The organism is Bacteroides timonensis (assembly GCF_000513195.1).
GTDB lineage: Bacteria > Bacteroidota > Bacteroidia > Bacteroidales > Bacteroidaceae > Bacteroides > Bacteroides timonensis.
Window position 1 is genome coordinate 1 of the sequence record NZ_CBVI010000056.1, and the last position, 12930, is coordinate 12930.

6 protein-coding genes are annotated in these 12930 nt (G+C 48.2%); all 6 read right to left on the minus strand.

All coding sequences use genetic code 11. The features are described from left to right. Positions 1–393: 393 nt before the first annotated feature. The 6 genes from BN161_RS11455 to BN161_RS11480 all read right to left on the minus strand — a co-directional run bounded on the left by BN161_RS11455 (position 394) and on the right by BN161_RS11480 (position 12928). Positions 394–3420, minus strand: coding sequence for a M14 family zinc carboxypeptidase (locus BN161_RS11455; RefSeq protein WP_044266190.1), 3027 nt, complete (start codon positions 3418–3420; stop codon positions 394–396). Beyond that, the gene (gene iadA, locus BN161_RS11460) at positions 3417–4562 is read right to left on the minus strand and encodes a beta-aspartyl-peptidase (protein ID WP_044266193.1); all 1146 of its coding nucleotides are present in this window, start codon (positions 4560–4562) and stop codon (positions 3417–3419) included. The genes BN161_RS11455 and iadA overlap by 4 nt, the downstream gene beginning before the upstream one ends. Before the next feature lie 14 nt (positions 4563–4576). Then, entirely contained in the window at positions 4577–5965 is a 1389-nt protein-coding gene (gene dcuC / locus BN161_RS11465; protein WP_044266196.1) for a C4-dicarboxylate transporter DcuC, read from the minus strand. 186 nt (positions 5966–6151) lie between these two features. After that, complete coding sequence (locus BN161_RS11470) at positions 6152–7945, minus strand: RagB/SusD family nutrient uptake outer membrane protein (RefSeq protein ID WP_044266202.1); 1794 nt, start codon at positions 7943–7945, stop codon at positions 6152–6154. 24 nt (positions 7946–7969) lie between these two features. Next, positions 7970–11011, minus strand: a complete 3042-nt coding sequence (locus BN161_RS11475; protein WP_244436474.1) for a SusC/RagA family TonB-linked outer membrane protein — start codon at positions 11009–11011, stop codon at positions 7970–7972. A 201-nt stretch (positions 11012–11212) separates the two neighbouring features. Beyond that, a complete protein-coding gene (locus BN161_RS11480; RefSeq protein WP_044266207.1) occupies positions 11213–12928 on the minus strand; it encodes a DUF6377 domain-containing protein in 1716 nt (571 codons plus the stop codon). Between the last annotated feature and the right edge of the window lie 2 nt (positions 12929–12930).

Here is a 12930-nt window from a genome sequence, read left to right on the forward strand (position 1 = left end):
GAATCAAACTTTTGATGCGGTTGTTCTGATTAGGAATAACTAACTTCAAGCTGTGCATCAATTAACTTCCTACAGTGCAATAATTAATTTTCTTGCATGAAAAAAACTTAATTGATGGAGCGAAAACAATTAATTCAGGCATCACTTGAAATTGGTTACGCTTAGACGTGCAAACTAATCATGCGAATCAGAAGTTGAAACAGATTCATAATGAAAAGAAAGGAGGAAAAAGAGTGATAAGGCGGTAAGGTGATAGGGTGATAAAGTGGCTGCGCTATATATCACAGAGCGTTATCCCGCTATCACCTTATCACTTTACCGCCTTATCACTCTTTGTTCAAAACCCATCAAAAAAGAATTAATCGATTTGATGTGTAATGAATCGGAATGGAGTTAGAAACCTTTCCTGTATATCGGCAACTCTTTCCTCAACTCCGTATGAACCACTTCGAAATTGACAAAGCCATTCACGGACTCCGGTTCTAACAGCGTTACCGCAAGGTTCGCATTCTTCTGTGAAAGACGAATGATGAAACAACCTGCCGGGAAGCTCTTCTTTTCCTTTTCCATCCGTGTAGATACTGTGACCGGATAAATCTTTTCCCATTCCTTGGTAGCTTTCTTGTATCCGGTAACCATATACTTCTCTACGGTGGCTGTGAAGGTTTTTCCTATCTCTTCTACCTCTATTCCTAAAGCCCGCAATTTCTCTGCTTGCATCCGGCAGGTATTCGGCAGAATATATGCTTTGGGACGTTTGCGTACTAACTCAGCTTTCAGTTGAAGTGCATCGAAGGTAGGCAGAGTCTTCGTAAAACGTTCGTTTTTAGCAAGGTCAATAAAAGTAACGGGAAGCTCTGTCCGTGCAGATTGAAAAGTGACGAATATATCACTCTTTCCGCTGCAAGTCTCTTTCACTGCCTTTCGTATCTCACTTCTTACTTCTTTTGAATGAAGTGCCGCCGTTTCCAAAAGACTGCGGGATACCAGAAAACCACATTCTGCACGACGGGCAAAACACGTTCTTCCCAATCCTATTCCACGGATTTCTATGAATAGAGATACCGTATTGGTGAGTCCCTGAAATGTGGAACTGGATTGCGGGCTCTTGGCATCTTTCATTGCATACAAACTATCATTCCTGACACTGGGTGTAAAGTAAAAGCCTGAATGATAACCGTTAGCCTCCAATGCCTTCTCTGCTTCTTCACGGAATAAGCCGTTGGAAAGTGTACGTATTCCGGCAGGGATATTCAAATGCCCGCTGGGTAGGAAAAGGACATCGGCGGCCGTAGCTGCATTAGTACCCCGCAGTAATTCAAATTCCTTGCGGAAAGGATTGAATTCGTGGATGTCCAGCGCTATTTCGGGATTCCATTCCTTGTACGCTTTTTTAAGAAGAAGAGTCACCGGATCGGCAAGTTTACTTTGATCCCGGTTCAAATCATACCCACTACCCGATTTACGGCTTTGCATGGCATAACCATCTGTATTGGCTACGGGTACAAGCGCAAGAGAAACCTTTTTCAATAGTTCGGCACCTTCGGGCGTATTCAGTAAATAATCGGCAAGCATGCAGGCTGCTTCGGGGCCGGCAGGTTCGTTGCCGTGCAGTCCTGCCTGTATCCAGACCCTTATTTTCTTTTTCTCGTTGGGAGTTCCGAAATAGAGCACGGGGATATCCCTGCCCTGTGGAGTCTTTCCTATATCGGACAGCGTAACCTTACCGGGATGCTTGTCGGCTAAATCCTTCAAATATCTGTTTATCTCGAACAAGGAAGCCAGACCTTCTTCAAGCGGCTTGCCGAGGGTGGGAGTGGAATATTGCTGTTCCGGTTCGGGATAGAAACGGCGGGTTACCTCTTCCGGCTGCACCGTGGGCTGGATATTCCAGAGAGAAGGGTTGCTGAATACGGTTTCTTGCGCAATACGTTGCAGATAGAGCGCTTCCTCTTCGGGCAGTCCGGCATAATAAGTGCCTGTATAGGGTTTCTGAAAAAATACGCTACAGAATACATTGGCGACAAGATAAGAACCCTGTCGGGAAGGGTGGCTGTGATCGTTATTGTAAAGCGTGATGCTTGGATTTTCCGTGCGGACACGCTTCCAGGCGATACCGACGGGGGCACACCAGGCATTCAGTTGCGCGGTCATCTCCAAATAACTTTCAGCCAGTCGTTGCTGCATTTCGGCATACGTATCGATGTCGTGTCCCCAGGTCATGTAGAAGACGGTTTTTCCTTTCGGATTGTAGAGGCGGCGCAGGCTGTCGAGGGAGTGGGCAGGCTTGTACACATTCTCCCGCACCCATTCTTTTTCACGGGCAGGCGCTTTACTTTGGTCTTGCAGGATGACGAAATCCCAGTTTCCTTCACGGATGGCATCCAGGGTTTCAGGGTTGGCGGCATGTTTCTTCAATGTCCAGCCGCCGTGTTCCACTAATTTAACAGAAAGCTTGTGACCGGTGGAGGCGGCAAGGGTCTGCACTTGTCGGACTAAACGGTTGTATTGCGTGTAGCTGTTGCCTATGAACAGTGCACGTAGGGAGTCTCCCAACATGACAGGAATGGCACGTTTGCTCATTCCGGTGGAGTGGTGTCCGATGCCTTGTTCTTCTATTTTCTGCCAGTTGCAGGGCCAGTTGTGTTCGGCTGCTATCCGGTGGAGGTATTGGTAGAACTGGTTACCGCGCTCGTAACGGTTGCATCCCTGTGCTTCGGCTTCGGGAGTTTTCCTTAAATATGATTCGCGGATGGTATCTCCCGTAGCCAGTTGGAGGATAATCGGTTTGGCAAGATACTTCTTGATTGTTTCAGGGGTGACATACGGAATGTTGCGTACTCCGTAGGGAAAATCTTGCGAAGCATCGGGGAAAGTGTACCATCCCGGACTGCCGATAACAGCTTTCTCCACATACGGGCTGTCATGGAAAAGCATGAAACGCTGCACAAACTGCCCTCCGGCTGAGTGACCGTAAATCATATATCCTTTCCGTTCACTACCTGAAGATTGGCGGACGTACTCGAAGATTTTATCAACCAGTGCCGGAGTTCGCTTTTCAGCCGGACGTATCGTATGATCTTTGTCGTCCATGACACCGACTTCCTGATAATCGGGCAAAGGAAACCTTTCCAGATCGAAGTGGGGAATGAAAACCATGAATTTATGCTTCTCTGCCTCCTGCTTCCAGGCTTTGAGCAGATAAGTGAAACCGCGGTCGGCACCTTCAAAGACAAAGACAATGGGCATCCGGCGTACATCGCCCGAAGCCGGAATGTAATAGTGCACATCTACCGGACGGTCGGCAAAAGGCGGATAGTCTTTGTAGGTGAACTTGCCTTCACCCACGGGAAGCACGGAGGCGGCACGGAGTCCGGCGCCCAGAAAGACAATGGCAAAAAATAGAATCAGTCTTTTCATTCTTCATACCTCCCTTTTTTAATGACTTCCTTGTCTTTTAGGACGAGTTTGCCGCGTGCTATGACGTGTGTCAGTTGAAGTTCGGAATCAAGGAAACAGAGGTCAGCATCGAAACCGATGGCTATTCTGCCTTTGGTACGCAGTTTGAGGTTGCGTGCCGGATTGCTGGTGATAAGGGTCAGTGCCTGTTCCAGAGGCAACAGACCTTCTTTTACGAGCAATGTCATCTCCTGCAAGTTGAGGTGCAGGGGAGCGGGGCGATAGGTCGTTTCTTTTGTTTCGGGATTGGTACGGCGCACTCCGCCACGGCCGTCACTGGAGAAGGTGATGCGGTCGAGGGGTACATGGGCTTCGAGGGCTTTCATGACGCAGCGATGGGGAGCGTCGAATTTGGTTCCTCCGGTGGAGAAATCTACCATACCACCCATGCAGGCAAATTCTACGGCTTGCCAGAATAAAGCTTCCGTGCGTATCAGGTGGGTAGGCGAGAGATAGGGAATCAGCGTGGGATATTTGCGGGCGATGTCCAGCAACGGGGTGATACCGTCGGGTAAGGCTCCCAGATGAATATGCAGGATACCTCCTTTGCCGGAAGTGAAACCGCCGAGGCGTACTTGGTTGATGAGGCGCAGTATCTCCAGTTTGGTGGGGAGAGCGCTGCGGTCGTCACTCATGGCAAGTTTGCAACCGATCACTTTGTCGATGAAGATGAGATCGTCGGCTACGCAGGACATCAGTGTTTTGGGAGGCAATCCGTAGAAACTGGTAAGCATGTAGGCGCTGAGGCCGTCATCTTCCAGGGCTTTGGTTTTAGCATAAAGGGTGGTCAGTTCTTTTACGAAACCGTCTGTGCCGAGTAGTCCTACCACGGTGGTGGTTCCGCAAGCCACCAGTTCGCTCATGGAGACGTCGGGGACTAAAGAAGCATAGCCGGTTTGTCCGCCGCCACCGGTGATGTGGACGTGCTGGTCGATAAAGCCGGGGGTGACGGCGCACCCGCCGGCGTCTATGGTATCAAATGGAATACCGGTCAGTTCTATCTTCCGGTCTATGAGGGCTATTTTATCATCTGCCAGCAGAACGTCGTTCATGCCAAGATGTTCCGGAGAGTATAAGTTTGCATTTTTAATGAGTGTGAACATGATTCGGAGTTGTTTTATAGTGTTATGAAATGATAAGCTATCAGGAATAGAATGCTGCCTATAAGGGGCAGGGTATTTCTCTTTGCCAGTTCAATGGGCGATACACCCGCCACGCCGGCAATGGCGACAATGATACCCGCTATGGGAGATGCGGCACGCCCCATACTGGCGGATAACTGCAAAGGAAGCACGAGGGAATAGGCAGGCATACCCAACTGTCCGGCAATTCCGGGCAGCAACGGGCCGAACGAGAAGAAAGCCGCGTTTCCGCTTCCCATCAGCATGGCCGCACAGAAGATTATCAGGGCGAAGACTGCTGCGATGGCAATGCCGGAAAGTCCTATATGCGTGGAGTAATCTACCAGTGAGTCGATGAAGCCGAGGCTAATCAGTCCTTTGGAGAATATCTCGGAGGCAACAATCAGTGTCACGACACTTCCGAAGACATTTCCCATCCCTTTCCAGAAGCTGGAGAAGGCGTCAAAGGTTTTCCGCATATTGCGTGTGTGGCAACCTACGAATACGAGTGAGACAAAGAGGGAAAATAGCATGGCAGTCGTTGTATTGAGCGTTATGGGAGGCTGGAACAGGCCCACATAGGGCGAAAATACAATGAGAAGCGCAAGCGGAAGTATGGGGAGCATGGCGAATATTAATGGGATATCAGGTTTGGCAGAGGTCTGCGGGACTTCTGTTGTTTCACTATTTTCCGCACTCTGCCTGGCGGCTTCTTTTTTATCGAAATACCTATTGTTGAAGTAAAACAGGGTCATGACTACCAAGGTGGTAGGGATAACCAATGGGAGTTGGTGGGTAATGAAATAAGCTACGTTGGTCTGGTCGATAAGTTCGGCGGCAAGGGCTGTGTTTGCCGAGCCGGGGCCCTGGTCGAACAGCGTTGCGGCGGCAATGACGGATAATGCGGTGAGGCGGCTTACTCCCAATCCGATGAGGACGGGGTAAACGGAGGCGACAAGCAAGAGTCCTAATCCGGCTGCCGAGGGGGTAGTGATAAAGAGCAACTGGCCGATGGGAATGGTGACAGTAGCTGCCAGGTAGGGATAACGGCGAAAGAAACCCAACGGTTTCATGGAGATGTGCACCAGGGCATTGGTGGCTTTAATGTGATTCATAAAGGCTACATAGCCGCCGATGGTCATAATCATCAGTCCTGCACGGGACAGGTTGCTGATGAATGTTTCTTCCACCACTTTCACCAAATCGAAAACAACGCTGCCGGTGGATTTATCCGGAATGATGGGTTGGACATTGAGAATGAGGGCGAATGTCAACATCACAAGTCCGGCCAGCATCAAAACTCCTTGCGGGTTCAGTTTCCGGTAGAGGTAAATAGCGGTGACGGTGGTCACCAATATACAGAGGAGGAAGGCTACGACTGACATAATCTGATTGGTTCTGGGTTATAAATTGTTTTTTGAGGAGTGATTTTAAATGATAATTTAATGAAGAACTAAGAATGAAGAATGAAGAATTACCTTGCGGCATGCTTGCATAGCCGCAGCCAAATTCTTCATTCTTAGTTCTTCATTTCGCTAAATTATCATTTCGTTCATTTCCGTACCGTTCTTTTATAAGTACCCCGGATTATTCTCCAACTGGCGACCTGTATTGGAATCAATGAACTCTTGCGGAATCGGGAACAACACAGGCGTATCATACGAATTCATGCCTCGTGCCTCGCGTCCTGCAATCTCATTCAATTGTCGCATACGACGTTTGAAGTAATTGTTCACATCACGTTCATCTCCACCTTTCTCCTGACTTACGCGAATCAGGGTGTGGCGGCGTTCTTCTTCAGAAAGAAGTTCACGACTGCGTTCGTCCAGAATGAAATCTACGCCTCCTGCGGTGAGTTCGGCTTCTGTGATGCTGACTGCATTGGAACGATTGCGTACCTTGTTAATCCATTTGATGGCTTCACCTGCCTGGTTGTTTTTCAGCAAGGCTTCCGCATAAAGCAAGTACGTGTCGGCGAGGCGGAGATAAACAATATCCTGATAACATCCATCCTTGTCACCATTTGCCAGCAACGGTGCCACGTAATCCCATTTGCGGGTAGTGGGCCAGTTATACTTCTTGATGGTTGTCTTATTATCATCCAGCATAGCGGCGGTTACAGTGGTGTCTACCACCATCTTACCGTTGTTAAGGAATTCCGTAATCTTGCCGTCGGCCCCCTTCTCGTTAATAGTCCATACCACTGCATAATCGGATACACGGTCGTCCTGAGTTCCCTGATCTTTATAGTTGTAGAGACGGAAAGCACCTCTTGAAGGCACGCAACGTCCGGCACCTTTACCACCGTTGTTTATCCAGAACACCTGAGGCCAAGTGGCTGCACCGCTTGTATAGTCGGGATCGTACTTATTGCTCTTGTTGATGACACCGTCGTTGGAGTAATAGTTCTTATACGTACTCTTCATGTAAACTTCGGCTGTACCGAAAGCACTGTTTTCCGGTTCCGTGTTGACAAAAGCGTATAAAACCTCTGTGTTTCCGTCCGCATACATCGGTGTGCGGAATACGTCGATAAACGGACAGCCGGGATTGGCGGAGTTCTTGCCGAAACGGTTGGTTATCAAACTGTATTCGGAACCTTCTGCCAGTGGCTTCAAAACTTCGACTGCCTTGGAGGGCTGGTCCATTGCCAGGTATAGTTCACCCAGATAATGGCGTGCCATGGCTCCTGAAATCTTGCTGTTGTTTTCTTCACGCAACGGTAAATTGTTCATGGCGAAAACAAAGTCCTGCTCCATGACTTCACGGATGGATTCTACAGAATTGCGCTCCCAGTCGTTACGGTAGTTCATACCTGTAATTTCTTCGGTGGACAAAGGTACGGCACCGAATGAATACGTCAGATGACGGTAAGCCCATGCGCGGAAGAAGCGGGCCTGTGCGATGATCTTATTCTTGTGGGCGGCAGCTTCGGTTTCGGTTCCTTTCCAGTCGATACCACTGCCTTCGGCGCGTGAAATCACCATGTTTGCTGTATTGATGATACGGTAACACCATTGGAAGATGTTCTGGAATATCCGTAAGTCCGTCTGGTTGATTTGCGACGGATAGTACATGTATTTAAAGTCGCTGTGAGAATTATTACTCCATGAATTATCCACACCACAACCCCATGCAGAGTGCAGAACGAGCGGCAGACCACCACCGAGCGCATCGGCACGCCGGTATTCGTTACGCATCATTCCGTAGAGGCTGGTTACCATGGATTGGAACCCGCTGTAATCTACTAACAGGTTTTCGGGATAGAGTGAAGCACGCGGATCTTCTTTCAGAAAACTGGATTCATTGCATCCGGTCATGCAGAGCACGAGCAGTGCTATCAGTGTATATTTTAGCTTTTTCATACTGTTTCTCTTTGTTTTAGCGGTTTATAAATCAAGTTTCAGACCGAATGTGAATGAACGTACCTGCGGAGTGGACTGTTGGTCGCTGATAAATTCCGGGTCGAGGCCGGTCCAGCTTGTCCAGGTTGCCAGGTTTTTGATGTTCATATATACTTCGAGGCGGTTCAGGGAAATCTTCTTTAACCAACGCTGAGGAACACGGTAGGCCAGCGTGACATCCTGCACACGGAGGAAGTCGGTCTTTTCGTAGAAACCTGCGCTCATCGGGTTTACAGAAGTATCCAGTGAGTTTTTCGGGTACTTGTTGGTAGGATTCTCCGGTGTCCAGAAGTCTACCATGAGGCGGTTCTGGCGATAGGAGTTGTGAGATACGTCGTAAAGCCAGTTATTGGCTGTCTGTCCCAGTTGGGCATTGAGGAATACGCTCAGACTGACATTCTTGTAGCGGAAAGTATTCGTCATACCCATTGTTACTTTAGGGATTGCCGAGCCGATGATTTCTTTGTCTGCCGGGGTGATGTCGTTCACACCATCCTTGTCATGATACTTCATATATCCGGGGATGGAGTAGCGATAGTTCGGGTCTTGCTGTCCGTTCGGGTTAGACGGGTCGGTGATCTGCCAGATACCGATGAAGCGGTAGTCATAGTTCACGCTGATAGGTTGGCCGATGAACCACCTGGAACCGATGTCATCCATAGGGTTGCCGTTGGCATCGTAGAGACCTACATTCACGATCTTTGTCTTGTAGTGAGACAGGTTGAAGGTAGTGGACCAGTCGAAATCTTTCTTGGCAATGTTGTTGGAGGTAATCTGCAACTCTAAACCGCGATTCTTGGTCTCACCGATATTCTCGGTAATGTTTCCCGTACCGTTGATGGTGGGGATGGAGCGGTTCAGTAACAGGTCGCTTGTCTTCGACCAGTACATGTCGAATGTTCCCTGGATACGTCCGTTCCACAGTTGGAAGTCGATACCGGTATTGATGGATTGTGTAGTTTCCCATCCCAGTGAGGGAGAAGCCAGCTTGGAAGGATAGAAACCGTAGTTGGGAGTATGGTCGTCTTTCAGATAATTGAAGGTGGAAAGGTCGGGCAATGTAGTGTAGGCACCTACCGCTTCGTTGCCGTTCTTACCCCATGATAGGCGGTATTTCAGGTTGTTCACCACTTTTGCTAATGGGCTTGCCTGGAAGAAATGTTCATTGGAAATGTTCCAGCCGATAGCCATGGAAGGGAATATACCGAACTTGGATTGGCTACCGAATGCGGAGTAACCGTCACGGCGTGCAGTCAGTGTCAATAGGTAACGGCTGTCGTATGAGTAGTTCAGACGTGCCATCTGAGAGATATGGTTTTGCTTGGTATAGCTGGAACTGCCGGACATGGTGGCGGCTTTGGATATCTGGTAATAGTACATCACGTCGTTCGGAAAGTCTTTGCCTTCCATTCCGTTGCCTTCTTTCTCGTAGCTTTGTGCAGAATACAGACCGGTGAAGAAGATGCGGTGCTTGCCGAATTCACGGGTATAAGTGATGATGTTTTCCAGAATCCACTCTTGTGAGTGCCAGTCGTCGGTGTTCAGAATACCATTGGAGCGTGCGCCGTAGTAAGTGTCCATTCCTTGGTACTGTTTCCAGCTGCTGTTTTGGTACGTATAGCCGGTATTGAGCTTATAGCTGAGTCCGGGGACGAACGGCAACTTTATTTCTACCACGTTGTTGGTGATGACTTTAGAGCGTATGTCGTTGCTCTTGTTGTTGAGGCTGCTTAAGGGGTTTACAGAGAAAGCTTCGCTGGAATCTTCCCAGGCGGCGGAACGGATGTTGCCTTCTTCGTCATAAGCTTCTGCCAGGGGATTCATACGGAATGCTCTGGAGAAAGAAGCACTGCTGCCGCTTCGGTCGTAGCGTCCCAACTGGGTGCTGGTAGAGAATTTAAACCAGGAAGTGAACTCCTGGTCGAGGTTGAAACGGATGTTGTAGCGTTTGAATTGGTTGCCTACGGCAGTACCTTTCACATCGGTATAGTTCAGTGAGACAAAATAGTTGGTCTTGTTGACGCCACCACGGAAAGAGATGTTGTGCTGCTGCTTGAAACCGGTGCGGGTTGCCAGGTCCAGCCAGTCGGTATCCATGCCGGCTTCGTGCATACGCAATTCTGTGGCGGTCATAGATCCCATCCACGGTTCGGGATTGCTTTCAGTGGGCGGGGTGGTATTAGCATCTTTCAATGCTTCCGTCTTATACTTCCAGAATTCAGCTCCATTCATGAGGTTGGGGAAGTTAATGGGATTGTCAATGGTGATGTAGGTGTCGTAGGATACGGTCAGTTTGCCTTTTTCACCTCTCTTGGAGCTGATGAGGATGACACCGTTCGAACCGCGGGCACCATAGATGGCAGCCGAAGAAGCATCTTTCAATACTTCAATGGATTCGATATCGTTCGGATTGATTTCGGACCAGGGACCATCAAAGGGAATACCATCCAAAATAACCAGTGGCTTGTTGTCTGCTGTGATGGAGTTCTCGCCGCGGATGCGGGTTTTGGTGGAAGAGCCTTCCGCATTGGTTCCGGTCACTGAGATATTCAGGCCCGGTACGGCACCTTGCAAAGATTGGATGATGTTGGTCTGCGGGCGGTTCTCCAGTGTTTTGGTATTTACGGAAGCAACTGCACCTGTCATATCCGACTTGCGCTGCACACCATAACCTACCACTACTACCTCATCCAGCATCTTAGTGTCTTCCTTCAGGATAATGCTGACGGGTTTCGTGCCGTTGACTTTCACATCCTGGTTCAGATAGCCGATAAAAGAGATTTCAAGAGTGCTGCCATTCTGTACATTTGCCAATGAAAAGTCTCCTTCTACATTGGTGACACTTCCTGTACCAGTGCCTTTCACAATGACATTAGCTCCGATGATGGGTTCTCCCTTTTCATCTTTCACATTTCCGGTAACAGTGACTTGCTGTTGTGCAAATGCATTTACCGAAATGAACAGTAACAAAGCGCAGCAGGCAAGAATGAGTCTGCATGAGCGTTTTTCTTTTCTTTTGTTCTTCATGATTCGTTTAATAGTTAACATAAGTTTTTAGTTTGGATCTCTGTGGCAAAGGTATGCGCAATAAGGGTTACTTACTCTGCGAGGTAAACAGGCGAAGTAAACTGTTAAAACTGATAAGTGTTTGATTATTAGAGTTATTTCCTGAGAGTGAGAGGCTCGGAAGTAAACTCTTTAAGTGGAATCGGTAGTAGAGAGCAGAGCTTACGCTTTGTATTTTCCGAGCTTTTTCACTGCATTTATAAAATCTTCTTTCGGGATAATGGATTTATTCCGGGTGCGAAGCCGGTTGTTATAAACCGTTTGTGCGGAACAATGGAGGAAGTCCGCTATCTTCACGCTGTCTGTGATGCCGAGTCTTATCAAGGCATGTATGCGCAGTTCGGTATTAAGCAGTTCGCCTTCTTTCAGTTCGATGCGCTCTTCGGGTAGCAGTAAGGCGTTGAAGTCACCTACAAAATCGGGATAGAGATGCAGGAAGATGGTATCGAAATTCTGGTAGAACTCTTTCAGTTCGTTGGAGGCTGTTGCGGAAGAGTCCGTCATTGCTTTTACATCTTCTATCTGGCCTACTTTCAGTTTCCGGTTGATGTTCTTGCGAAACTCTTCCAGCTTACTGATGTAGGTGGAACAGATGTTGAATACATAGCCGATATATTCTTCTTTTACGTAATTAGATTCCCGCAACTGGTCGTTGACTTCCTGTAATTGCGTATTCAAGTCTTTTAGCTGTATGTTTACTTCTTCCAGGCGTTGATGTGCCGTAGAGAGGGCATCCATATTGACGGACAGCTTCTGGTTTGTACTGTCTAACTTCAAGTTGGCTTCTTTTAGCCGGCGCATTTGCTTGCGGATGAACAGGAAGGCACCGATCAGTACGAGAAATAAGAAACTGACGGCAATCAGGGAGGCTTGAAGACGCTTTTGCTGTGTACGGCTCTGTTCCTGGTACGCTTTGTAGATTTGGTTTTGCAAATGAGACATTTTGACTATTCGTACCCGGTTGTGGAAAAGCATGGCTTTTTGGGAACAATAGAGGATGTAGTTATAGGCGCGGTCTATTTCTCCATGCTTAAATAGGTATTCCGCTATTTCCTGCAAAGAGCCGATATCTCCGTTGACAGACCGTATGTCTGCCATAGCCGAAAGAATGAGGTTCTCCAGATATTTGCTCTCGTTGTTTTCACTCCGGTAAATGGCGGAGAGATTATAAGTAGCTATAGAATATTTGCGGCTGTCGTTAGACAATGTTTGCTTGTTTTCCTCAAATGCCTGTTTGACGGGTTCTATTTCCGGGGTTCCCAGGTAGAGCCATGCCCGGCAGTTCCAGTAGCGCAATTCGTCGGGAGTGGCTGTGAGGTATACCGAGTCTCGGAAAGCTTTTTGGAGATTATTGTAATGTTCCGACAGTTGGGAGTTCTCACTGGAGTAATCCCGCAGGCGGGAATAGAGTGTACATAACCTGCCAAAATACTCGGAACGGAGATTTTGGGGTAATTCTTCCGGTTGAATGTCACTGACGGCTTTCAAGGCTTCGGTCAGTAACCCGGAGGAGGTGAGGACAAATGATTGTTCGAGCAAAGAGACCACTTCCCAGGTACGGTTGTTGGTCTGTTGTGCCAGTTGTATGTTCTTGTTGATGTAATGCAGGGCGGAATCCGCATCATAAACCCGATACTCCAAATAGACCATTCTATTCATGGCATAGAGTTCCTTCACATCTTTGACCCGGCTATACTGCATTTTCAATTGCTTGATGCGCTCCTCTTTTACTCTGACAAATAGATTCTGCTGTTCCAGCAGGCTATCTAAAGAGTGAAGCAATTTCCTGTTTTCCTCTAAAGCATGTTTAGAAGTGTCTGCACAGACGTAGGCAGGAAAAAGAAGGCATACAATGAGTATAAAGAGGCCGCTTTTCATGG